Annotated in this window: 20 protein-coding genes; 17 read left to right on the top strand and 3 right to left on the bottom strand. The window is 42.3% G+C overall.

Translation table 11 applies throughout. From position 1 onward, the window contains the following. The first annotated feature begins 575 nt into the window (after positions 1 to 575). From gspE to AU255_RS02025, 17 genes are all read left to right on the top strand, one after another. Positions 576 to 2,258 carry a type II secretion system ATPase GspE gene (gene gspE / locus AU255_RS01950; protein WP_080521312.1) on the top strand — a complete coding sequence of 561 codons (1,683 nt, stop codon included), beginning with the start codon at positions 576 to 578 and terminating at the stop codon, positions 2,256 to 2,258. A gap of 1 nt (position 2,259) precedes the next feature. Next, on the top strand, positions 2,260 to 3,477 hold the full coding sequence (locus AU255_RS01955) for a type II secretion system F family protein (RefSeq protein WP_080521313.1): 1,218 nt from the start codon (positions 2,260 to 2,262) through the stop codon (positions 3,475 to 3,477). 32 nt (positions 3,478 to 3,509) lie between these two features. Further along, the gene (gene gspG, locus AU255_RS01960) at positions 3,510 to 3,935 is read left to right on the top strand and encodes a type II secretion system major pseudopilin GspG (protein ID WP_080521314.1); all 426 of its coding nucleotides are present in this window, start codon (positions 3,510 to 3,512) and stop codon (positions 3,933 to 3,935) included. Beyond that, a complete protein-coding gene (locus AU255_RS01965) occupies positions 3,926 to 4,387 on the top strand; it encodes a GspH/FimT family pseudopilin (RefSeq protein WP_080521315.1) in 462 nt (153 codons plus the stop codon). The genes gspG and AU255_RS01965 overlap by 10 nt, the downstream gene beginning before the upstream one ends. Then, a complete protein-coding gene (locus AU255_RS01970) occupies positions 4,377 to 4,781 on the top strand; it encodes a type IV pilus modification PilV family protein (protein ID WP_080521316.1) in 405 nt (134 codons plus the stop codon). The genes AU255_RS01965 and AU255_RS01970 overlap by 11 nt, the downstream gene beginning before the upstream one ends. Continuing rightward, on the top strand, positions 4,778 to 5,443 hold the full coding sequence (locus AU255_RS01975) for a prepilin-type N-terminal cleavage/methylation domain-containing protein (RefSeq protein ID WP_080521317.1): 666 nt from the start codon (positions 4,778 to 4,780) through the stop codon (positions 5,441 to 5,443). Before AU255_RS01970 ends, AU255_RS01975 begins: the two co-directional genes overlap by 4 nt. Positions 5,444 to 5,474: 31 nt before the next feature. Next, complete coding sequence (locus AU255_RS01980; protein WP_080521318.1) at positions 5,475 to 6,386, top strand: type II secretion system minor pseudopilin; 912 nt, start codon at positions 5,475 to 5,477, stop codon at positions 6,384 to 6,386. Position 6,387: 1 nt separating this feature from the next. Beyond that, a complete protein-coding gene (locus AU255_RS01985) occupies positions 6,388 to 7,491 on the top strand; it encodes a PilN domain-containing protein (RefSeq protein ID WP_080521319.1) in 1,104 nt (367 codons plus the stop codon). Then, positions 7,475 to 8,056 carry a type II secretion system protein GspM gene (gene gspM, locus AU255_RS01990; protein ID WP_080521320.1) on the top strand — a complete coding sequence of 194 codons (582 nt, stop codon included), beginning with the start codon at positions 7,475 to 7,477 and terminating at the stop codon, positions 8,054 to 8,056. The genes AU255_RS01985 and gspM overlap by 17 nt, the downstream gene beginning before the upstream one ends. Further along, a complete protein-coding gene (locus AU255_RS01995; protein ID WP_080521321.1) occupies positions 8,056 to 8,655 on the top strand; it encodes a hypothetical protein in 600 nt (199 codons plus the stop codon). The genes gspM and AU255_RS01995 overlap by 1 nt, the downstream gene beginning before the upstream one ends. Then, complete coding sequence (gspD, locus tag AU255_RS02000; RefSeq protein WP_158083024.1) at positions 8,652 to 10,946, top strand: type II secretion system secretin GspD; 2,295 nt, start codon at positions 8,652 to 8,654, stop codon at positions 10,944 to 10,946. The genes AU255_RS01995 and gspD overlap by 4 nt, the downstream gene beginning before the upstream one ends. Positions 10,947 to 11,095: 149 nt before the next feature. Further along, complete coding sequence (locus tag AU255_RS02005; RefSeq protein ID WP_080521322.1) at positions 11,096 to 12,589, top strand: right-handed parallel beta-helix repeat-containing protein; 1,494 nt, start codon at positions 11,096 to 11,098, stop codon at positions 12,587 to 12,589. Between the two features lie 3 nt (positions 12,590 to 12,592). Then, positions 12,593 to 14,272, top strand: a complete 1,680-nt coding sequence (locus AU255_RS02010; RefSeq protein ID WP_080521323.1) for a glycosyltransferase family 2 protein — start codon at positions 12,593 to 12,595, stop codon at positions 14,270 to 14,272. Between the two features lie 141 nt (positions 14,273 to 14,413). Then, positions 14,414 to 14,683, top strand: coding sequence for a hypothetical protein (locus AU255_RS02015; RefSeq protein WP_080521324.1), 270 nt, complete (start codon positions 14,414 to 14,416; stop codon positions 14,681 to 14,683). 38 nt (positions 14,684 to 14,721) lie between these two features. Then, entirely contained in the window at positions 14,722 to 16,263 is a 1,542-nt protein-coding gene (locus tag AU255_RS02020; protein WP_080521325.1) for a hypothetical protein, read from the top strand. Between the two features lie 278 nt (positions 16,264 to 16,541). Continuing rightward, positions 16,542 to 16,874, top strand: a complete 333-nt coding sequence (locus AU255_RS19645; protein ID WP_143735832.1) for a class I SAM-dependent methyltransferase — start codon at positions 16,542 to 16,544, stop codon at positions 16,872 to 16,874. A 154-nt stretch (positions 16,875 to 17,028) separates the two neighbouring features. Continuing rightward, entirely contained in the window at positions 17,029 to 21,831 is a 4,803-nt protein-coding gene (locus AU255_RS02025) for a M36 family metallopeptidase (protein WP_080521326.1), read from the top strand. 347 nt (positions 21,832 to 22,178) lie between these two features. Here the strand turns inward: AU255_RS02025 and AU255_RS02030 are convergent, their stop codons facing one another. From AU255_RS02030 to AU255_RS02040, 3 genes are read right to left on the bottom strand one after another with little or no spacing between them, the layout of a single operon-like run. Then, positions 22,179 to 23,567, bottom strand: coding sequence for a glycosyltransferase family 2 protein (locus AU255_RS02030; RefSeq protein WP_080521327.1), 1,389 nt, complete (start codon positions 23,565 to 23,567; stop codon positions 22,179 to 22,181). A gap of 13 nt (positions 23,568 to 23,580) precedes the next feature. Beyond that, on the bottom strand, positions 23,581 to 24,474 hold the full coding sequence (locus AU255_RS02035; protein ID WP_080521328.1) for a glycosyltransferase family 2 protein: 894 nt from the start codon (positions 24,472 to 24,474) through the stop codon (positions 23,581 to 23,583). A gap of 58 nt (positions 24,475 to 24,532) precedes the next feature. After that, positions 24,533 to 25,594 (bottom strand): S1 family peptidase, encoded by a 1,062-nt coding sequence (locus tag AU255_RS02040; protein WP_158083026.1) that lies wholly within the window; start codon positions 25,592 to 25,594, stop codon positions 24,533 to 24,535. Positions 25,595 to 25,985: the final 391 nt, after the last annotated feature.

Raw genomic sequence — 25,985 nt, forward strand, 5'->3', positions numbered from 1 at the left:
TCCCTTGAACCTAGAAACTTCAGTTGAATACGGATTTTCCACAAAACCGTGAAGCGAAGTATAGTCACCTAACAGGTGACCAGTATTTACGATTATTATATTTTATATTCAGTCACTTATAAAGTTTCCTGATTACGTACGGCCCACAGCCATATTAAAAAATATTTTAATATCAGTATGTTAATAGTCTCGTCATTCACGAAGTCTACCCAGTCAAGCGTGGGCACAAGCTTTATCGGGAATCTTTGCTTACCCCACAAGATTCTTGCTAAAAGCGTGCAGGAATGACGAATATAGCTGAGAGTTATGGGTAATCAGGTAAAGTTTTATAGTGGCCAACTGCGGTTTCCAGGTTGAATGTTCTATACGCATGCCAGCCCTAGTTAATGGGTTTTAATCGTTACTTTTGTGAATAATTTTTAGTCCAATGTTTTTACTGAATACATATTTTTATGTGCTCTTTTTCAGTATAAGATCAAATTTTTGTTATACTTAGCCACTGAGCCGTTTAAAGTTAAACAAATCTCAACGTCAACTTCGCAAGTCATTGTATTTTCACCACTAAATAATCCTGTATGAGCCATCAACAATTTATTGATACGCTAATTGCTCAGCAATCACTGCGCGAAAATGATTTAAAAAAAGTCACAAAAATCAGAGAGCAAATGCAAGAGTCAGGGTTGCCTTTGTTGCTGGTGAGGTTGGGTTTGTGTTCCGAGAAAGATGTGGCTAATGCTTTAGCGACAGTGACAGGTTTGCCTATTGTGAAGCCAGAAGAATACCCTGATACCCCAGTTTTGCCTGAGCAAATTTCCTTGCGTTTTTTAAAAGAATTTCATCTAGTGGGTATTGCGGCAGATGAGAATAAAATTGTTATCGCGCTTATAGACCCCGAAAACAGCTTTGTAGTGCAATCATTGCGGTTGATTTGTGATATCGAAATTGAGTTAAGAATTGGTCTCTTATCGGATATCGATAAAGCAATCGAGTCTCAGTATGATGAAGGTAAGTCTCAAATGGGGCAAATTACCGGTAACCTGGATGCGAGTGATGCATTAGATGATATTGAACATCTAAAAGATTTGGCCAGTGAAGCACCGGTTATTCGTATGGTGAATCTTATTTTTCAGCGTGCGCTTGAAAGCAAGGCATCCGATATTCATTTTGAACCCTTTGAAGGCGTTTTAATTATCCGATTGCGCATTGATGGTGTATTACAGAAAATAGAAGGGCCACCGGCAAGTGCGACCGCGGCGGTTATTTCCAGAATAAAACTGATGGCTAAGCTAAATATCGCGGAACGACGTCTGCCTCAGGATGGGCGTATTAAAATCCAGATGCAGGGCAAGGAAATTGATCTGCGTGTATCGACAACACCGACTATGTACGGTGAAAGTGTGGTGATACGGCTATTAGATAAAGAAAGTGTGGTATTTGATTTTGCTTCTTTGGGTTTTGAAGAATCAAATCTGCAACAATTTATTGAAGTGCTGAGTAAGCCCCATGGTATTATCTTGATCACAGGTCCAACCGGGAGCGGTAAATCGACCACTTTATATACTGCTTTAAGTCAGTTGAATACCCCGGAAAGAAAGATTATTACCGTTGAAGACCCGGTTGAATATCAGTTAAACGGTGTTAACCAGATTCAGGCCAAACCTAAAATCGGTTTAACCTTCAGCAGTGCATTGCGTTCCATTGTTCGGCAGGATCCAGACGTTATCATGATTGGGGAGATGCGTGACCTGGAAACTGCAAAAATAGCCGTACAGTCAGCATTAACAGGGCATCTGGTATTATCTACCTTACATACTAATGATGCTGCGGGTGCCTTGGCCAGGTTATTGGATATGGGGCTGGATGATTATCTTTTGACATCCACGGTGAATGGTATTTTAGCTCAGCGCTTAGTAAGAAAATTATGCATGCATTGTCGAAAGCCTTATCAGCCATTAGCCGAGGTTATTCGGGAGAAAGGGCTAAGTCGCTTCTTGAAAAATGGGGAATTGACACTATATCAGGCTACAGGATGTAAAGAATGTGGGGGTATTGGTTATAGTGGGCGCTTGGCAATTATTGAACTTTTGGTTATGAATGATGCGATAAGAAAAATGGTTATGGAACATAAGGAGTCCGGATTGATTCAAGAAGAAGCGGTACGTGGCGGGATGATGTCAATTTATCAGGACGGTTTGGCGAAAGCAGCGAAGGGCCTGACCACTTTAGATGAAGTATTACGTGTAGCCACGGAAGCATAAAGTGACTCTATTTGCGTTTAAAGCGGTCAATCAGGAAGGTAATGTACAGGAAGGCACTAAAGAGGCAGAAAATGAAGCTGCTGTCGTAAAATTCCTGCAAGCTGAAGGTTTGATTCCGGTGAAGATATCTCAATCGGGTTTGAAAGCGGCTTATCTATTTTCCTTTAAGAAAGATAAGGAAGGTCTGAGCGAAAAAGAGATTGGTCTTTTTACTAAAGAGCTAGCAACCCTGTTGCAGGCAGGTTTACCGATAGACCGGTCTTTAGTTGTATTAATGGATCTGATTGAAGAGGATTCTAAAATACACAGGCTGATTCAGAATGTACTACAGCAGGTAAAAGGCGGAGCAAATCTTGCGGATGCGTTGCAATCTGAATCCAGTGCGTTTTCACGTTTTTATATCAATATGTTACGTGCAGGTGAGGCGGGTGGTAGTGTCGATACTGTGCTCGGGCAGCTATCTGAATATATAGAAAAGTCAAAAGAGTTAAAAGACACAGTCAGTACCGCCATGATCTACCCGATTATTCTTGTTATTATGGCGCTAGGCTCAGTGTTTTTATTGCTTACTTTTGTCGTTCCGCAATTTACTGAAATGTTTGAAAGCGCGGGTAAGGAATTGCCCATGTCTACTCAAATCGTGGTTGGCACGGCTGAATGGCTGCAAAGTTACTGGTGGTTGCTGTTCATACTCGGCACAGGCGCTTATTATACTTTGCGTTATGAACTGAGCATTGGGCCGAGAAAAGCGCGCTGGGACGGTGTTATTTTATCGATTCCATTGTTTGGAGAAATAATTCGTAATATAAGTACCACCAACTTTACCCGCACTTTAGGGACACTTCTTTCCAATGGCGTGCCCATATTAACGGCGTTAGGAATTGTTAAAGGAACTGTCAATAATCTTGTTTTAGTGCAGGCATTATCTGATGCAGAAGAAAATCTGAAGCAGGGGAAAGATATGTCCAGTGCCTTAATCGAATCGGGACAATTTCCTAAAATGGCAACCCAGATGATTAAAATGGGTGAAGAAACAGGTAAAATGGAAGAAATGCTAGAGCGAACTGCTAATACCTATGACAAACAGCTGAAAATAACCATTGAACGGATGCTGGCCATGATGGAGCCGATTTTAATTGTGACTTTAGGGCTGCTCATTGCGGGAATTATCATTTCCATATTGTCAGCAATTTTAAGTGTCAACGACTTGGCATTTTAATCAAGAAATTAACAATAAAGATGAGAACAAAAATGAAAAAAGCAAATAACGCGATACAGGGTTTTACTTTAATAGAGTTATTAGTGGTTTTAGCCATTATTGGGCTATTAGCAGGTTTGGTAGGACCGCAGGTTATGAAGCATTTAGGCGGCGCCAAAACTAAAACAGCCCGGGTGCAAATTGAAGATCTGGCCGGTGCGCTGGATATGTATAAGATGGATGTAGGACGTTATCCCACTTCTAGTGAAGGTTTGCAGGCATTAGTTGAAAGGCCGTCGAGCGCTCGTTCATGGAATGGTCCGTATTTACGTAAAAATAATGTCCCTCAGGATCCTTGGATTTATGATTATCATTATGTTTCGCCAGGTGAGCATGGCAGCTTTGATTTATACTCATTAGGTGCTGATAATGCCTCTGGCGGTGAAGGCGAAGATCAGGATGTTAATAGTTGGGAATAAATAAAAAAACATATCAGAGTAGAGGATTTACTCTAATAGAGTTGTTATTAGTCATCGTAATTATTGCTATGGCTGTGGCTGTTGCTGCGCCGAATATAGGCTCTGGAAATCAAACGGCCAGTTTAAATGCGACAGCACGAGAAATGGCTTCGGCATTGCGTTTTGCAAGAGGGCATGCGCTGACACATCGCAAAGAAAGCGTGCTTTTAGTTAATTTAGAGGAAAACTCTTACCAGCTTACCGACAGATCAAAAGTATTTAAAATAACCAAGGATATTACGGTGATTTTAGATATTGCCCAATCACAGATTATTGATGAAAATCATGGGGGAATACGTTTTTTTCCGGATGGCTCCTCTACAGGTGGGCGTATCTCACTGGAATTAGGTGAGAATAAACGTCAGATAGATGTCAACTGGTTAACCGGGCAAGTTGAAATTGATGACTGGTAAACCTCGCGCGCAGCAAGGCTTTTCCTTGCTGGAAATATTAATCGCCTTTTCAATTCTGGCTTTTTCTTTAACGGTCTTATTGAATATTTTTTCAGGAGGATTAAGGCGTACTATCGTTTCTGAAGAGTATCAACAAGCAGTGATCATAGCGCAGTCTAAACTGGCTGCTGCAGGTGTAGAAAATGTGCTGGATAATGGAATGCAGAGTGGGGATATAGAGAAAAGATTTTTTTGGTCTGTACAGATGCAAGCGTTTGATTTGGATGAGCTGGGTCTGGATTCAGAAAATCAAATTGTAGTGCCCTATCAGGTGACGGCCAGGGTAGAGTGGTTAGCAGGCAGGAATAACCGACAGTTTGAGCTGACTACGATTAAACTGGCCAAAGTACAATGAGAATAGAAAAAAAAGCAAACCAGCCGGGCTTTACTTTATTAGAAGTCTTGATCGGTATGAGTATCATGAGCATTATGATGCTGTTGCTGTTTGCCAGTTTAAGAACTTGTGTGCAAAACTGGAATGCCGGGGAGAAAAAAATTGCTCAGGTAAGCCAGGCAGCCATTATCCAGAATTTTTTGCAGAGTAAGCTGCACTCGACGGTGCCTTTAGATGGCAGTTTTTTAGAAGAGCCACAATTTTCATTCCAGGGCAACCAGGAACAGATACAGTTTGTTGCTGCCATGCCTGCGAGTGCAGGACGCTTGGGGTTGCAGTTGTTTAAAATGAGTTTGCGACCCGCGGACAGAGGGGAGCAGGGAAATAATTTGCAAGTTGAAATGCAACCTTTTTTTCCGCAGGGAGAAAGTGATGCACAATGGAGTGAAAAACCTGTTGTTATTTTAAAGAAAATTCATAGTCTGCAGTTTGCCTATTTTGGCCCTGATAATGATGCTAGAGATAGTGATTCAAGCTGGCACGACGATTGGCTAGAGAAAGATAACTTACCTAAATTAGTCAGTGTAGATATCGAGCTGCTCAATGGTGAAATATGGCCGCAACTTATTGTTGCCTTGAAAGTTGATAGTGCTTTTTTTGAGGCTGGGAGCGGTCGGTTTTAAGATATAATGAACGGGAAATTTATGGACGTTAATGAGAGAAAATAAAGGACTCGCGCTGGTTGTCGTTTTATGGGTGACTACTTTATTAACCATTATGGCCAGTAGTTTTGCCCTTACGATACAGAGAGAAACTGCGATTACTGGCGGCTTAAAGGATAAGGCAGAAGCCTTCGCGCTCGCTGAAGGGGGGGTTAATTATGCAATTCTGATGCTGATAAGCAAAGACACTGAAAAGCGCTGGCAGGCAAATAGTAGTTTGTATGAAATTAAATTCGCAGGTAAAAGAATTCGCATTTTTATCGCGGATGAGTCTGGCAAGGTAAATATTAATCTTGCCAGTAAAGAACAATTGCAACAATTATTTAGCTCATTAGTAGAAGAAACAATGGCTGATAGCCTAAGTGATGCTGTGCTGGATTGGCGTGATGAAGACGAATTACAGTCCATTAACGGTGCGGAAAAACAACAGTATGAAGGGGCAGGTTTAAAATATTCACCACGTAATGATTTGTTTAAAAGTGTCGAAGAAGTACAGATGGTGCTGGGCATGACTCCTGAAATATATCGCCAGCTAGAGGGAAAGATAAGTGTTTATACAAATAACAAGGACATTAACCCGGTAACCGCAACACGCGAAGTGCTGTTAACCTTGCCTGATGTTGATGCGGAGATGGTTGATGAGTATTTACTGCAACGTGCAGAGAGTGAACGTAACGGCGAGACTGTTGCTAAGCCGGATTGGTACAGTGGTGGCGGTAATAGCAATGTGTATATGATTATTGCCGAGGCAATGATAGATCAAGATGTCACTGAAAAGATAATGGCAATTATGAAACAAGGCAATGCAAGAAATGGCTTACCTTTTGAAATTTTGAAATGGACTGAGGATTATCCTATGCCGTCCTTATTTTCCCCTGGGAATGATGAGCGGGTCATAAATTAATATGTTAAACCTTGATAGTGAAATTAATATATCACTGTTTTTTAAATGGTGGTGGCAACAATTAAGTTTTTTTGTGCCGCGAAAATTTCTTGATGCCCTGGCGCGAGAGAAAAGCCTGTTAGTGATTGAGATTACAGCGGCGATAGCGAAAATAAGCTTTGTCAATAATCAGCAAGAAACTGTTTTAGGTGAATTTGAATTTAATGAACTGGCTAAAGAAGAGTTACAAAGCTTAATTGCCAACAACAAGCAATATAGCGATGCGAAAATTGTCTTGCGTGTTCCTGAGCAATTATCAGTCACTCAGGATGTTTTTTTACCTGCTGCTGCGGAAAGTAATCTGCGTCAGGTTATGAGTTATGAACTGGATCGCTATACCCCTTTTAAAGCAGATCAGGTTTACTTTGATTTTATTAAACTTGGTCCGGCAAATAATAAAGCATTGGTGCATTTGTTGCTGGTGTTAGTGAAAAAAGACAGTCTGGAAAGCATGTATCAGCATTGTCTTGAACTGGGGTTGCAGCCGTTTTATGCTGATTCTGCAGCGCGAGTAGTCGGCTTTGATGAAAGCGCTAATCAATATAATTTACTGCCCAGCGATCTGTGCCAGAAAGCGAATAAAAAGCCATTGTTTATCATGCTGGGGTCAGCCATGGTGACACTAATATTAATAATTATCTTAATGATTTTACCGATAAGTAGTGCAACAGACCAATTAAACGAATTAAAACAACGCGCACGGAAAGTTGAAAAGGTAGCACTAGAGATAGAAGATTCTAAAAAAAGCATAGACTATTTGTTTCAAGCAACCCGGGCACTGATAGATAAAAAAAAGGCGGCTTCATCTGTTATCGAGCTTATGAATAAAGTCACTGAGGTTTTTGGTGATGATACCTGGGTTTCAAATTGGCGTTATTATGATAATACCCTGCAGTTAACAGGGCAATCGGGTAGTGCCTCTAATTTAATCGCATCATTGGAAAAAACAGAATTATTTAGAAATACCAAATTTATATCTCCGGTAACAAAAGATAACAGATCTGGTTTAGAGCGTTTTAAAATATCCACTGAAGTCATAATCAAACAACATGCAGACGCTGAATAACACACAACAACGATGGCTTGCACTTGGCTTATTATTCGGGATTATTATCAGTATAAGTGCGCTTGTGGTTTTGCCCTGGCTGAACAGTTTAAATGAGATAAACGCCGATATAGATGAGCAGGTATTTCGCATTAAACGCTATCAGCGAGTCATCGCCAGTCGAGAAGAAGTTTTAATTGATATAGAGCAAGGGCGCAAAGAAATTAATGCTCTGGGCTATTTTAATACCCAGGAATCTTCTTCATTGGCAACCGCAGAATTACAAAACAGCATTAAAGCCATGGCTGTAAATGCAGGAGGTGAGCTAAGTAGTTCGCAGGTTTTACCTAATAAAGAACAAGATGGCTTGGTGCGCATTACTGTAAAAGTAAAACTGACCGGCGATATGGAAATGCTAAGATCCCTTTTATATGAGATCGAAGATAAAAAACCCTTACTGATTATTGACCATATTACGGTAATACCCGGGCCAAAGAGGCGTAATAGAAAAACGCGTAAAATAGTGGAGACAGGAAATGTAGTGGTAACCCTGGAAGTATCCAGTTACATGAGGAAACAAATGTAATGAAACAGCTTAAATGGGAGTACACGCTGAGCTTGTTATTTATGGCCTGCAGTGGGTTAATACTTATTTTGATATTATTACAGGATAGTTATAGTAAAAGTCATTGGGAGAACATTCTGCAGGAAATAGATAACGTACAGAGTTCGGGTTTTACCTTGCAAAACGTTCCCAGCACGCAATTTAAAGAACATGCGCTAACAGATTATCACCAGATGCTGGAAAGACCTTTGTTTTTTAAGGAACGCATACCAATTGTGCCGGAAAGCCCCGAAGAGGCTGGAGAAATAAATGCAGAGGATGAAGTAAAGCCTGCCGAGGAATTTGATATGACCCTGATTGGCATTATTGATACGCCCGTTGGTGCCTACGCCTTATTTTACAACCCCAAGGCTAAACCGGAAGAACCAAAGTTTCAACGCTTGAAACTAAACCAGGAAATCAATGGTTGGCAAATTAAAGAAATACAATACGATCGTGTCATTATTTCCGCTGATGATAAGACAGACGAAATATTATTGGCAAAACCGCGGGTGCATAAAGCAGGAAAAAAAGCACCTAAAACAAACCCTTTTAAACAGAAAATTAAGAAGGCAAAATGAATTCTTGTAGAAAACGCATTAGCTTTCTCGGCTTGCTAGTGATCAGTAGTCTTTCCTTAACTGCTTGTGAGTCGCTGAGCAAATTCCATCTGGGACCCAAATTAGGCATCAAAATACCGATTCAAGAAGAGGGTGTGGAGCTGGAAGATACCAGTAAAGACAAGACTGAGCAGTCAGACGCTTCAACTCAGAGTGGCGAGACAGAACCAAGTGATGCGGTGATATTTTCACAATTAGATAATAATGAAGATATCAAAACCGAGGATAAGGCTTTGCAGAATAAAAAGTATATCGGTTCTGGTAAGTTTATGGCTAAAACATTAAAGCCGGCTATCACACAATCAAGGGCAGATGGAAAATATTCAATCAATTTTGATGCCGCAGATATAGGTGAAGTTAGCAAAATTATCCTTAGCGATATGCTGGGCGAAAATTACATCTTGAACCCGGCAGTGCAAGGTAGTATCACTTTACAAACGACTAAACCCCTGCACAAGGATGACCTGTTGCCAACACTGGAAATGCTGTTACGGGCCAATGGGGCTGTATTAATTAAGCGTGATGGAGTGTATCGGATAGAGCCAGATGCAGCAGGGGTGCATTCTGCAGATGCTTCTCTTATAACCGGTATGCAACTTGCAACAGGCTATCAATTGAAAATTATACCGCTGCAATATGTAGGTGCAAGCGACATGGCAGAAGTATTAAAACCCGTTGTGCCTGCTAGTGCCATTATTAGAATGGATCTGGCGCGAAACTTGTTATTTGTTGCGGGAACCAAAGAAGAATTAGAAAAAATAATTGATCTGGTTAATACATTTGATGTTAATTATATAGCAGGCTTGTCGTTTGGTTTATTCCCTTTAGAAAATACCGAAGTAGCTAGTACTGTTACCGATATCGAAGCTATATTTAATAAAGGCGAGCAAAACCCGTTATCGGGAATGCTGCGTTTTATTAGCATAAAGCATTTAAATGCTATTTTAGTGGTGACCCAGCAAAAAGCTTATTTACAAGAAGCGCAGAAGTGGATAGCGAGGCTGGATCAGCAAAATGGTGTGATTGGCGAGGGCGGCGTGATTGTCTATAAAGTACAGCATGTTGATGCCACGGAGTTAGCGGCAACATTAAACTCGGTAATCAGTGGTATTGCAACGACTAAAAGTAAAGCCGTTTCGATTGCACCTGGACAAAGTTTAGCGACGATTAATAATCAAGTTAATCAGCCTGCAAAAACAGCAAAAGTAACGACTAGCAGTGCGCAGGGAAATGCTTCTTTAGAAGGTGTCAATATTATTGCCGATGAGCCTAATAATGCCTTGATTATTATGGCTGAACCACAGCAATATCGAACGCTGAGTAAAATCATTAAACATCTGGATGTTATGCCTTTACAGGTATTAATTGATGCGAGTATTGTAGCTGTTAAACTAGATGGCAGTTTATCATACGGTGTAGAATGGTTATTCAGAAATAGTGGGCCTGATGGTTTGCAGGGTGTGGGGATATCTGGAAACGCCAGTTCATTAACTAGCCTGGCTCTTGATGCAGCAGCTGGCGGATTTACTTATGGGTTGGTATCGACGGGTAATGATGTGCGTTTATTATTTAAAGCATTGGCTAAAGATAATAAAATTAATGTGCTTTCATCACCTACATTAATGGTATTAAATAATCAGGAGGCCACGATTAAAGTCGGAGATTCGGTCCCTATTAGAACAACTGAATCAACCAATACCAATGCGTCAGTAAACCCGATTCAGACCAGTAGTATTACAATGCTGGATACCGGGGTGATTTTAAAAGTAAAACCCAGGGTAAATGCTAGTGGTCAAGTGATTTTAGAAATAGACCAGAGTGTTGATACGGCTTCAACAACAGAGTCTTCTTCCATTGATTCTCCAACGATATTAAAACGACAGATACAAACATCGGTTGCGGTTGTCAGTGGGGAAAGCATCGTTTTAGGTGGCTTGATTAATGAATCACATACTTTTAACAATACTGGAATTCCTTTTTTAAAGGATATACCTTATGTGGGCTGGTTATTTGGTTCGGTATCAAAAAGTGTAGTTAAAGATGAGTTGATTGTGGTTATTACCCCTCGCGTCGTACAGAATAAAATTGATGCACGTAAAGTCACGGATGAATTTAAACGCAAGTTGACGGGCATATATTATGATGAAGATGAATGGACGCCAGGTGCGGATCAACCCTTAAGAGGTTATGATGGTATTGAAATACAGACAGAGCAGCAGAGAGTAGAGCCGTTTGTAGCAGAGGAGCCATAGTTGCGTATCAATCCTTAGTTGACACTAGCAGGTAGAGTATCGCTTTTGTTAGTATGGGTGCTTTTGAGTATATTAGCGAGCTATAGCACGTGTTGTGGTTCTTTGTTTCGCAGACTGGTTCTACCTTAAACAAGAAATGCAAGATAATTATGATACGCAGTAAAATCAAAAGCGTCATACTGAAAAAGAACCGCTTAAAACAACAGACATACTCCGAGCTTGTATATGCACAACCAAAATGGAAACTGTTTGCACGTATGGATTATGCGGACAAATTTTATAATCAACCCAGGCCCATTGATTTTGTAAAACAGCAAATAATTCATCAGCAGCGCAGTCAGAATGTAATTGAACTGAAAGCTGCAGACTTTAATGAAAGTAATTTACTTAATGCAATTCAGTCCCTGAAAGAACAGGGCGGTGAAGTTCGTTTGCCAGCAGCAACCCTGGAATTACGCAATGCCTTGAATCTTACGCCGGGTATTTGTCTAACGGGGGTAGCTGGGCGAACCGAGTTGATTTTTAAACAATCTGATTATGGCATTATTATTCAGGGCGCTGCAGATAAGCCTGCAGGACAAGTTAGCCTCTGCAATATCAGGATTTTTCATCAAGGTGAGCATAAGTTTTGTGCTGCTCTGTTGGCCACCCATACTCAGGCACTACATTTGGAAAATATAGAGATTATCTCTCCCAGAGGGGTGGGTGTTTTATTAGCAGACAAAGTATATCAAACTAAACTTATTAATTGCCGCGTGCAATATGCTGGCTTAGTCGGCTTTATGTTTATTCGGGATGTGCATGAAACCCTGATGCAAAATTGCACGGCAGAATACTGTCAGCAAAGTGGTGTTTTTTTAACAGATTTAAAATTACCTGAGCACATTGATGCTCTGGATTTTGCAGCGCAGTTACATCATACTGATCATGTTATTGGTAACTTTGCGCCGTTTGCACCAGAAGACCCTTCGCCTTATCGCACTGATATCATTGCTTGTGTTTTTTCACATAATCGTAAAATGGGTATAACCACAGATGGCGTTGCTTATTTAAGCGTTAAAAATACTGTGATTGCACATAATGATTGTGAAGGAATTACTATTGATAACGGGTCATGGGGCTGTATCATACAGAATTGTCATATCTATAATAATGGTTGGCGTGGATTACAGCATGAAGTGGAGCTAGGCATCGATTTTGTCAGTGAAATGGGGCTAATGGATGATGGCAGTTCAAAGGCGAAATTGCCGGGAATAAGTCTGGATAATGCGGCTTATACCCGAGTTGAAAATAATCATATAGAATGTAATTGGGGAGACGGGGTTAAGTTTGTGCGAGCAGCTTATGCAAGTACGATAGCCAATAACTTAATTGAAAATAATAACCGTGGTGTGAATGATCGATTTCATTACTTTGGTATATTAGTCGGTGTTGCCGAGAGGCAACATCCTGAACAATATGACTTTGCCAGTTGTAATAACCGGATTACTGCTAATGTTATTTTAGGCGCGCATTTTGCTGGTATTCATTTAACGGATAAGGTAACAGGGAATATTATTGAAAAAAACCGCGTCAAGGGAGCGACATTTGAATCAATTGAGGTTCACGCACTATCAGGTAATTTAGTCAGCACTGATATTTAGCGTATGCAAAAACAACGCTGGGGGAAAAGACTCCTTCGTAAATTAATGCATGTCATTCCTGGCGTTTGTTTAACAGCAAGATCTACCTGGCAGTGGTTACGCTATTATCCCGCTGTTACACCTGCAGCACAGTGTTTTACGCTATGGAATCAAACTGATGGGTGCCCCGATTATCAGCAGTGGGTTAATCAGCATAGTCTACAGTCTCTAAACGATTGGCGCTTATTAAAGCAGCAAGCTTATCAATGGCAATTGCCACCCAAAATCAGCATTGTTACACCTGTTTACAATACTCAGCCAGATGTGCTTTATGAATGTATTATTTCAATTAGAGCACAAGCCTATCCCTACTGGCAGCTAACTCTAGTAGATGATGGCTCTTCAAATGCAGAAACTCATCGTTTATTAGCGTCTGCAGTTTGTAACGATCCTAGAATTAAAGTCTGTTTTTGTGCTAAGACTCAGGGGATTTCCAGGGCAACTAATTTAGGTATAGAAAAATCTACCGGGGATTACGTGATATTTCTAGATCACGACGATCGTTTATCCCTAGACGCCCTGTTTTACGTTGCGGAAGAAATTCAGCAGCACCCTGAAGTTGATATAGTTTATTCTGACAGGGATATGATTTCCCCAAAGGGTAAACGTTACATGCATCTGTTTAAGCCTGACTGGTCGCCAGAAACCTTGCTCTCAGGCAATTATATTTTTCATTTAATGTGCTATCGGCGTAGCTTATTGAACCAGTTACAAGGATACCGCCCGGAACTGGATGGTTCGCAAGATTATGATTTAATTTTACGCGCTATTGAAACGCAACCGAATGTGCGGCATATTCAGAAAGTTCTTTACCATTGGCGGCAATATCAGGGATCTGTTTCATTAGATAGCAGCGCTAAAGACTACGCATTTAAAGCTGGCGTTTATGCACTAAATCAGGCTTTACAGAGGCGAGGTATCGCTGGCGTAGCCTCAGAAATAAAGAGTCTGTGGCGTGGTAATTACCAGTTAGATTTAGTTTCTCCTGATTTACATGAAATTGAAGTGATTAATATAGCTTCGGATATTGGGGCGGATGCCTATGCAGTATTTATTAATCAGTCAGTGCAACAAGCACATACTGGGAAACCCTTTATTGCTCTTCTAAGTGAGACACTGACTCCCGTTACAGATAATGCGTTATGCCATTTAGCAGCATGGTTAAAAATGGATGGTGTAGGATTGGCTAGTGGCAGCATTATTAGTGATAAAAATTGTCTAGATTATGTCGGTGCAACTTATAAAAAAGACGCTAGTTTACTGCGTCCTTATCAGGGTAGTTTGGTTGACGAAACAGGCTATATGGCCATCAGCAGGCTTGCCAGAAATATTAGTGCCCCCCACCCTTATTGTGTGCTGATCAGGCGCGATCTATGGCAGCAGTTAAATGGACTCAATAGCGACTATCAAGGCTATTATGCCTTATTGGATTTTGCATTAAGAGCTTTGGCAATAAACTGGCGTTGTGTAAGTGTTCCCCAGGCTCAGTTTATAAGGCTGGGACATGATTTGTTAAACCACTTTCCTGAGCAGGATAAACAGTTATTTTTCCAGCATTGGCAACACTGGTTAAAGCAAGGTGATCCTTATTATAATAAAAACCTGAATAGAGAAAACCCAGACAAGCTATATTATATAGCCTAGTAACTCTCGGACGAAAACAACTAAACTGCGGTTTACGGTGGACAATACGGAAGGTATAAATTTAACAACTATCTTTGCGTGCAAAATAATCTGAGGTAGTAGCCGTGATGAATGTAGAGTGTAATAAATGAGAGCAGAACAATGCGTAATTTAATTTTATTAATGATACTGTTCGGATTATTTCAAGGTACTGCATACGCTGAATTAACCTTATTAAAAGAACAACTCTTTACAGATTCTGAGGAGTCATTTCAACGCCGTACATACTCTTATGATTTTGACGTAAGCCCGCAGGGTAGGGTGCATGCTATATATTCCAAGCCCGTAGCAAATGAAGACCGTAGTCAAATAATATATGTTACTAAGCCTGTAGGGGGGGCTGGCCCGATGATGGGCAGCGTACAGTCTTAGAGGAATTCGGTTCCAGAGAATCAATTTCTACATGGATCATGCTGGATTCTGCAGGGGTGGCTCATATAAGCTATATTGTCAGAAGAGGTTTTGTCGATGCTAATGGCACGGTACATGGGAGTGGTTTGGTTTATCAGAGAGTTGACAATGGGGTGCTGTCACAAAAAATAAACGTTTCTTCTGGTAGTTTTAATACCAGAATGCAGCTTAATAGTCATAATCAGGCGGTTTTTGCTCGTGAAACTGAAATTTTCTTAAATGAAGACGGTACCCAGCGTGAGCGTCCTTTTCCAAAAGGTTTGCAATTGACTATACCTTCAGTAACAGCAAAAGATAGCTGGAAAAAAATGATTCTGGATTTACCTGCTGCTGTGGATTATAGATTAACTAATTTTATCTATGAAAATCAGCGCAACCGTTATCATCTTGCTTATGGTGATCAGGACGCAGCTTTTCTGAGGGAGACCTACCTGACTACTAATCCGCCAGTCACGCCAGAGAGTCCATTGGTACCATTTCCAGCAGGGGTGGGACATAGATTGTGGTATGCATATTCTGATAATGTGACGGATGCTCAGGGAAATTTAAAAACCAAGTCAACCTGGCAAACATCCATTATTGATAATAGCGGGAATATCTCCGAAAATGAATTCTGGACTGATCTGGTATTAGATCAAAATGGTACACCTTTCGCTGCTAGTTTCCGGTATGCCACTGATGCTCAAGGTATTCAGCAGGGGACGTCCAATATTATCGGTAAATTCAATGGACATAGCTGGGATTTACAAGTTGTCGCTGGTAAAACAACAGGTGCATCTCCTCACCGTGCGGGTATGGGATCCAAATTACTTATAGATGACGGCGGCGGGTTTCATGGTATCTGGGATAATTCACCTGATAAACCCATAGATGGTATTAACAAACCTGTACCGGGAGAGGAACGAGCAAATGGAACAGCGATGTACCGTTACAGTCCTGACGGAGTGTCCTGGCAAGCAGCAGCTCGGCAAGTAATTTTACCATTTTCAATTGAAGGTAACTGCCGAGCAAAGATTCATAATGGTAAGCTATTGTTGATGGTGCTAGGCGATGCGCGTGATGCCAGGGTCGTTTTTTCTGAATATACATTTCCGGCTCCGACTGATAACTTATTTGAAATATCTTCTGATAAAATGTTTTATGGTGTGGGAGAAACGATAAGATTACATGCGCGTCTGCAGGGCAGTGCAACGGGAGATTTTTACGTGGTAGTTGCAGGGCCTTATAATCTTGATAACGCCGGTAATCTAGTGCCTGTAGCGTCTACTTTTCAAAATTATTACTTGACCCCAGCTCTTGCCTGGGAGGCGTTTTCTGATTTGTCGACGATTCGACCAGTATTGAATAGTTTTACGTTAAAAACGCTCAGCCTGGATTTTTCCTTTCCTATGGCGAATATTTCAGAGCCCTTTGATAAGTCTGGAAGATATGTAGTATATAGCGCAGTAAATGCACCTGAACAAGCTTTGGGTGACTTTCTAACACCAATTTATAGCTATGAAATTCATATTTGTAATCAGCCAAATTGCAGTGAATTATAATTTTTGTTTTGACATAATTCCTTTAGGGTAGGTCTTTTCTATGGTTTTTCTTGATTACGTACAAGGCTCAGCCATTATGAAAAAAGCCTTAATATCAGTTTTTTATAAAAAACCGACTTCGTCATTCCTGCTAGCAACATGCAGGAATGATGAGCGAGCTTGAATATGGCTGAGGGTTATGGGTAATCAGGTAGTTTTTAGTTAACTGTTCAGATTACACTCATTCATTCCTTTATTGGAAGAGGGTTAGGGCAGTGACATTTTTTTAATATCCGGATATGGAGGAACGAAAGCTGGAAAATGATAGTGTGTACCATACTGAAGTGATTAAGGAGGCTGACCAATTGCCTTGTTCATGCCCGACTTCAGTAAATATAGATGTAGCAAATTTATACTACTCGTTTACAAAAATGGTACGTCCTCTTTTAGTTGTTGAAATCGGGTGTTTTAATGGTTTTTCCACATTGCATTTTGCACAGGCACATAGAGAGCAGGGGTTTGGTAGGATTGTTTCAAGAGATGCTTTTGATTGGGACGTTGGCGCTGGTAAAGGGGGCAGAACAGGCAGTAGGTGTTGTTTTAAAATATTTTTTACGCGGAACTTTGATTAATTTAACTTTATATTATATTATTTCATTAAAAAAGCATTCTCAGTGCTTGAATATTGTTGATATATTATATAGCTAGAACAATAAATTGCAGTTTTCCCCAAATGTCTCATTGATGTGAAAAAGACATGCATACTTAATTTCCTGGTGCCGATTTATGAAAAATCACAGCGTTATTTCCGTTCCTGTTGTAAAAGAGCAGATCGGCATTATTTTATTTGCTTTACTTGCACTTTTTTTTAGCGGCGTAAGCCTGGGCGGTGTCAGAGACGATACTAATGACCGGCATAAATTGCGAAATTTTGACCACAGGATTAGGCACAATGCGGGTTTTGAGAGAAAGCCGGGGCCTGAGCAGGTTAACGTTCAAAAACGACTTCAACGTATGTACCCTGAATTAAAAGTCAGATTTGACAAATGGACTGGCGTCGCCCGAACAGTTATCAACCCATCCGGGCACCTATCTGAAGTCGGCGCGGACCCCGTTGGCTCAGTCCAGTCTTTTCTCAGCGACAACCATCCCCTGTTCGGTTTGACACTAGACGATTTCAGCGGATACCAGGTGCGTAACCAGGTGTTTTCAAAATTCACGGGCGCGACCCATATTTATCTGCAGCAGAATTTTGAAGGAATTCCTGTTTTCAACGGCCAATTCAATGTCAGCATTGACCGAAATCAACGCATAATGATTGCCAACAATGATTTTGTTTCCAACCTCAGAGGCGCGGTCAACACCATTTGGCCGAGGATCAATGTGCGGAATGCCATAAGGTTGGCAGCCTTTAATCTTGGCGTTGATGCACCCGGCGCGATCAAAATACAGCGCGCCAAAAACAGCCAGAATCAACTGGTGCGCGCCAATTATCCGACTCTATCGCAACAGGAAATCACAGCCCAGTTGAAATTGCTGCCTATCCGTGATCGGGAAACCCGTCTAGTTTGGAATATCGTCACATACGGTCCTGACGATACCGATTTGTATGAGTTTAATATCGATGCCGTAACCGGTGAGGTCTGGACCCGTTTCGACCTGACCAACAACGCTCAGTTCCAGGTGTATGAACAACCTGCCGAAAGTCCCAATCACGTTGTCAGCCCGCTGACTTTACCACCCGGGGACGGGCGTAGTTTTGTCATCGACCCCGAAAGCATTACGGCATCACCATCGGGATGGTTTGACAACAGCACAGGCATCATGAAGGGAAACAATGTCCATGCCTGTATTAATGCAGATACCAATAATACGTGTGATAATTCTGAGCCGACCTGTAATGTAAGCGATCCATTATCTTTTTTATGTGATTTCACAATTAATCTATCGGCTGCACCATCAAACTCCCGACCGGCCGCAGTTACCAATCTATTCTACTGGAACAATTTGATCCACGATATTCATTACATGTATGGTTTTGACGAACAGGCGGGCAATTTCCAGGAAAACAATTTTAGTAATGGCGGCTCAGGCGGTGATTCAGTCGAAGCACATGCCCAGGACGGCTCAGGAAGCTGCAACGCAAGATTCACCACGCCATCTGACGGCTCTAATCCGAAAATGGAGATGTTCACCTGCAACAGCACGACTCCTGACCGCGACGGCAGCCTGGATAGCGGTATTATCGTGCACGAGTATGGGCATGGTATTACCAATCGCCTGGTCGGCGGACCATCGAACGTCAGTTGTCTGCAGAATAATCAGCAACCCGGTGAAGGCTGGAGTGATTTTTTTGCATTGGCCTATACTGCTAAAGAAGGTGACCAAGGCACAGATAGTCGCGGCATTGGAACTTATCTTTTCGGTCAGGCCGCAGACGGTATTGGCATTCGAACCCAATATTATTCCACCGATCAAAATGTTAATAATTTCACCTATAAATCCATCGCCGGCATGGCGGTTCCCCATGGTGTGGGTTCAGTTTGGGCGCAAGCGTTATGGGAAGTCTATTGGGCGCTAGTCGACAAGCACGGTTTCGATCAGGATCTACGTACCCCCGAACCGGGTTGGGCCGGGAACCAACGAGCGCTTTTTTATGTCACCGAAGGGCTTAAACATACCAACTGTTCCCCCTCGTTTTTAGATACTCGCGATGGTATTATTGCCGCTGTTGTCGACACACAAGACAAATTTGGTACGGAAGATTTTTGTACTGTATGGCAAGCCTTTGCCGATTTCGGGCTTGGCGTAGATGCAGCAACTCCAGGCAATACCGCAACCACAGCAACCAATGGCTTTTCAGTCCCGGTCGAGTGCCAATGCTCGCCCTGGGCTGTCGCAAATGGTGGGCCAGATCAGAATATTTGCCTTAATCAATCAGTTACCATCGGAACACCCGCACAACTCAATAACAGCTACAGCTGGTCGCCGGGCGGACAAAGCTCTGCAGAAATTACGATTATTCCAGCAGCGACACAGACTTACACATTGACCGCAACAACCTCTTGCGGCAGTGCCACGGACCAGGTAACCGTCTTTGTCGATGACGGTTCTACGCCGGTAGGGCTCAATCAGGATTTTGAAGACGATATTAGTGTCGGCGAATGGACCGCGACGGGTTTATGGCACCATGTCAATAATTCGGCCTGCGCCAGCCCCGGATATTCATCGGCAACCAAGGCCTTTGCCTTTACTCAGGATGCTTCCTGTAATTACAATAGCGGTAGCACCAGCACAGGCACTTTAACCTCACCGGCGATTTCCGGTATCAGTGCGACGTCGACTTTGACCTTTGATTATTTTAGACAGGTTGAATCGTATTCCGGTGGTGCTTATGATAAAACCGAAGTTGAAATTGTTACTGCGGCCGGCTCAACTATGGTATGGTCGAGAGACTCCACCGACGCATCCTCTAACGCCTGGACAACCAGCGAGTCTATCGATCTCTCGAGCTATGAAGGTCAGACGATTCAGATTCGCTTCCTGTTTAATTCAGTCGATAAAGTGAGCAACAATTATAAAGGCTGGTTTATTGACGACGTTGTAGTCACCGGCAAGTCAGCTTGCGACGGTATCGGAGCGCCGGAACCCAACGTGGTTATTAATACGCCTGCAAACGATACAGCGTTTACCGAAGGCGATACAATCACCTTCAGCGGTACTGCGACGGACTTTGACGACGGGGATTTATCGGCACAGATTGCGTGGAGCTTCACTACAGAAGGTTCCGCTGCCGGACCTGTAGTACTCGGTGCTAGTCCCGGTGCCTCGGTTTCATCCATACTGCCTTTAGGTACGCACACAGTCACCGCGACCGTGACGGATACCGATTCAAATACTTCTTTCACATCAATTATCGTGACGGTTAACCCCAATAACCCGCCAAGCATAGAGATTACTGCACCATCAGGCGGCCTGACTTATACTGAAGGCGATACAATCACTTTTGCAGCGACGGCAAGTGACACCGAAGACGGACCACTGCCGCAGGGAACTATCATCTGGAGTTCCAGTCTTGAAGGTGCCTCTATCGGAAGCGGTAGCCCGTTGGCATTAACAACGTTATCCGTAGGCGAGCACACGATCACCGCGTCAGTAACCGATTCCGGCGGGAAATCCACATCCTCCGCGCCGATTACCGTGACAGTTACGCTCAATAGTCCGCCAAGCATAGCGATTACTGCTCCATCAAGCGGTCTGACCTATACTGAAGGCGATACAATCACTTTTGCAGCGACGGCAAGTGACACCGAAGACGGACCACTGCCGCAGGGAACTATCATCTGGAGTTCCAGTCTTGAAGGTGCCTCTATCGGAAGCGGTAGCCCGTTGGCATTAACAACGTTATCCGTAGGCGAGCACACGATCACCGCGTCAGTAACTGATTCCGGCGGGAAATCCACATCCTCCGCGCCGATTACCGTGACAGTTACGCTCAATAGTCCGCCAAGCATAGCGATTACTGCTCCATCAAGCGGTCTGACCTATACTGAAGGCGATACAATCACTTTTGCAGCGACGGCAAGTGACACCGAAGACGGACCACTGCCGCAGGGAACTATCATCTGGAGTTCCAGTCTTGAAGATGCCTCTATCGGAAGCGGTAGCCCGTTGGCATTAACAACGTTATCCGTAGGCGAGCACACGATCACCGCGTCAGTAACCGATTCCGGCGGGAAATCCACATCCTCCGCGCCGATTACCGTGACAGTTACGCTCAATAGTCCGCCAAGCATAGCGATTACTGCACCATCAGGCGGCCTGACCTATACTGAAGGCGATACAATCACTTTTGCAGCGACGGCAAGTGACACCGAAGACGGACCACTGCCGCAGGGAACTATCATCTGGAGTTCCAGTCTTGAAGGTGCCTCTATCGGAAGCGGTAGCCCGTTGGCATTAACAACGTTATCCGTAGGCGAGCACACGATCACCGCGTCAGTAACTGATTCCGGCGGGAAATCCACATCTTCCACGGCGATTACCGTAACGGTTAACTCCATCACACCAGTAGCATGCGATTTTACTGAGGATTTCGAAGGCGATATCAGCGCATGGTCTGCCACAGGTTTATGGCATCTTGCTGATGATTCCACTTGTACTAGCCCCGCTGCCGGATATTCGTCGGCAACAAAAGCCTTTGCCTATACTCAGGATGCTTCCTGTAATTACAACAGCGGAAGCACTAACTCGGGCACTTTGACCTCGCCGGTGATTTCCGGTATCAGTGCGACTTCGGCTCTAACCTTTGATTATTTTAGGCAGGTTGAATCGTATTCTGGCGGCTCTTATGATAAAACCGAAATAGAAATTATCACAGCGGCCGGCTCCACCGTAGTGTGGTCAAGAGACTCAAGGAATGCATCGACCGCCGCCTGGGCACCCAGCGAGACGATAGACCTGTCTAGCTATGCAGGTCAGTCCATCCAGGTAAACTTCCGCTTTAATTCAGTCGATAGAGTGGGCAACAAATTTAAAGGCTGGTTTATTGATGATGTCAAGGTTACCGATCAGTCCACCTGTAACTGAATCGATGGCCAGGGGTAAACGGGATTATGCCCGTTCCCCGCCGTCAGTTTCCGAAACGGTTTTTGATATAGTGCAAGTTATCTGGATTGTAGCTTAAGCGCACTGGCAATTGATTTTTACTGTTCCACAAGCGCGATTTATCACGACACAACCGAGTTTATTAACATACGCCTGAGCAGGATAAGCCTTTATTTTTTAAAACTGACAAGGCTGGTTAGAAAATGCTGGTCTATACTATAATCTAAACTTCGCAAAAAATTGTAATACTAGCCAGAGTAGTACTTTTATTTGGGATGAGGTAGCCGAGCTGGATGAGCAACAGAACATTGCTCATCCTATGCGTTGTATTATTTACCCGCTTGGTACCATTTTTTAACGAAAGAAGGGAGCTGTCTAATAATCCTGGATAATTGTGGTGCAGGTCGTAAGCAAAAGTACTCATCATTAGTAAATAAATTTTCTCTGGCAATCCATGATAAAGGTAAGATCGTTTGATAGTCAGATTGTAACGCTATATCGAATTTATTACGCAAACGAAAATATTTAAGATATCGCGACAGTACAGATCTCGGCATGAGGATAGGAATTGTATTGGTTAATTGGCGTTGTGGATTATGCGGAGGAACAATATAAAACACTTCCAGTTCAGGGCGATTTTTCATTGCACTGACAAAAATATGTTCAATATTGCTTGCTTGCATATTAATAGTCCATGGAACGACAATTTTTTTAATCGCTGGATCATTTAGAATACGACTTATTGTCGCTATTTTCTCAAATTTATAAGGTAACTGGATGTTTTTTTTACCCATAGTGCCTTGCTCAAAGTCTGTAATTGCCTGTACATGTAATTCAGCTAAATCCGTTTTACCTATTAATTGATAATATAAGTATTTTTTCAATGTTCTGCGAATAGTGTTTTTAACCGCAAGCTTGTCGCTGTATTTATCTAATAAATATAAAACATTGCGGTTATCATAATAAAGTATCCAGTTAGGTACTTTAGCGGCTGCGGATAAGTGCCAGATGAGAGACTTAGCTGATACGGCTATACGATGTCCTGTTTTTGCAGTACGTAGACACCACTCGACATCATCAAAGTGAATAAAAAAATCCATCCACAAGCCTGTCTGTTTTGCTACGGGGGCACGGATCAATAATGAAGCTGCTGCAACATATTCGACGTCCATTTGGGGTTGGCAATGCATTAGTACCTGGCTTAAGTCGGCATTATCGACTAATAGATCATCTATCTGTTTGCCGCGCCAACTTGGAATTTCTTCATAATGCCGATTAAATAACAAATTGCCGTTTTGTAGATCAACAAATGCCCCCATTTCATTAATGCGCCATGGATAATCCAGTTGCATCATGGTTGAGCCGGCAACTGCAATATCGGGGTTGGCATCAAGCACTGCAACCAATTCACTCAGGGCATTTTGATGCACGACTACATCATTATCTAAAAGCCATAAATAATCATAGCGAGATTCGGCTTGATCATATGCCCAGGTCAGTCCGGTATTAAAGCCACCGGTACCCCCCAGGTTTTCAGTATTTCGAATAATCTGGATGTCATCAAATTGCGCTTTTAATGCCTCAACAGTGCCATCATTACTAGCATTATCAATAACTAAAATATCCAGCTGATCTCTTGGGAAAGTAATCGATGACAGGGAATTTAATAGATCAAGCACATAGTCTTTTTTATTCCAGGTAACAATGATAATAAGGATTTTTTTGTTGAATTCATGCGCGTCTTAATAATTGATGAATAAGGCTATTTTGTTTCCAAAAAGGCAGAAATGATTTGCGTAAATCAGGTGGTAAAATATTTTTTGTGAGCGGCGAAAATAAGCCATCCCGCACGGCTTTAAAATAAGTGGCTACTTCGTTAAACCTGATGGCACGAGTCAGACCAATCACCATACGTGATAAAATTAAATAGCTTGCTTGAGGCTGAGGGTAATAACGGCGTATGAGCCACAAGGTATTACGCGTAGGGAAAAACACGCGTCGCCACCCTGGTCGCTGGCTCGGAATGCCGCGATGGACAATAATGCAGGCAGGGTCATAAAAAATATCATAGCCGTGTAAGCGCACCTGAAAACTGACATCTATCTCGTTTTGGTACAGAAAAAAATCTTCTGGATACCAGCCGATTTTGGCAAATAAATCGCGCCGGATAATAAAGCCGCAACCTATAAAAAAAGGTGAGCGAGAAAATACATCGCTAACCGGTAAATGCCAGCTCCATTGCGGTTTACCGTCAGGCATTTGAATATGTGCAGCAATAACGCCTATGTCGGGATGTTGATCCAATGATTGCAGAGCATGGTCTATGCCAACAAGGCTGAGTGGACAGGAGTCATCATCTAGAATTAATATATATTCGCCTTGGGCAATATTAAAACCAGCGCTGTAACCGGCAATACCGCTGTTATCTGCCAGCAGAATACTGATAATATCCGATTGTTCTTGCAAATATTCCGCTGTACCATCTTCAGAACCATTATCAACAGCAATAATTTCTAGATCATCACGATGAGCACAGAGTTCTTGTAAGCGAGCACTGGTAACAATCGTTTCGGCCAGTTTATTAAAGTTAAGAAAAACAATACTTAATTTTATAGGTGTAGTCATTTTTTACTGCGGTATGGCTGTGTAAAGGGTGATTTGAGAATGGCTGCTACTCTGGGTTTCACTCAATAATAAAATGCTCGATATTGGAATATTCACTAAGACAGTTACCGTTATAGCTCGTGATCGCAACATAAAAAGCACTACCTGCATCTAGTTTTACAGAAAAATCAGTGGCATGATTCATATCAAGACTATAAATCGTCTGTGCGTCAGGATAAGGGGCATAATTCAAGCGATAGCCAGAAGTCTCGTTTACAGCATTCCAGCTTGCGGTAATTATATTACCATCAATCGTAAGCTTTAGAGATGTCGGAGCGGGTTTTTCAGCGGGCGTACAAATATGATCAGAAATAAACGTAGCGTAATTCTTAAGGCGTGTATAGACGCCAAAAAGATCAGGGGCTGCGCATTTATCAAGTCCCCAGCTGGTAATGCCTGCCTGACGCCAGGTACCGCTTTCAGTATCAAAAACAACGAGTGGACCACCGCTGTCGCCAGTGCAGGTGTCTCTTTCGCCCAGGCCGTCACCGGCACATAACATACCGTCGATAATGAACCCCATCATGGCTACATTACATTGGGAATTATCAATAAGTGGCAAGTCGACCTGTTGTAAATCGGCAGGTAATTGCAGGGATGACGTAGACATAGAGCCCCAGCCTAAAGCAATGGCAGGTTTTCCTGCATTGTCCTGTGCTGTAAAAGGAGCCAGAACATTAATCGGCGTATTGTGTGAAGGTGTCGCTAATTTGATTAAGGCGAGGTCATTTTCTAAGTTAAAATTATTATAAAATGGATGGATTAAAATTGAGTCTACCTGTATGCGTTTACCATTTACACTATCTAATTTAAGCTGTGCCTGATTAATAATCACATCAAAGTCAGTGTTTCCTTTATCAAACACGCAATGAGCCGCAGTTAATATCCAGTCTTGCGCAATCAGGCTCGCGCCGCAAAAAACATTAGTGTAATCATTAAAAATAAGGCCGGCCATCCAGGGCCACGTTGCTGAATCTGCAGTTGTTCCACCAATTATTTTAGCCATTCTTTCGCTTGCAAAAGCAATGTTGGTGCTGGCTATTAGCAGGCTTAGTAAAGTAATAATAATTTTTTTTAACATGTCATTGTTCTCCATGTAATGCAATTTAGTTCCCTTCTATGAAGATAGATATGGCAAAGCCCACAGGGTAAGCAGAAGCGCAGGTGCAATCATTCGCCAGGGTGTGCCTAAAATAACTATTCATTTTGGGCGCGCAGATAGCTTGCCTGAGCAACGCAGAGGCATTTTCCGCACTCCTTTTATATTGTTAACAATATAAAAGGGATAGCTAAAAATATACCTGATTACCCGTAACTCTCAGTCATATTTGTTATCCTATGCTTCTAACAGGAATCTCATGGGGGAAAGCAAAGATTCCAGATGAAAGACTTCGGGAATGACAAGACTTTTAATATACTGATATTTTAAAAATTATTTTAATATGCCTGTGAGTGATACCGTATTCAGGAAA

It is taken from the genome of Methyloprofundus sedimenti (assembly GCF_002072955.1).
In the GTDB taxonomy this organism is placed as follows: domain Bacteria; phylum Pseudomonadota; class Gammaproteobacteria; order Methylococcales; family Methylomonadaceae; genus Methyloprofundus; species Methyloprofundus sedimenti.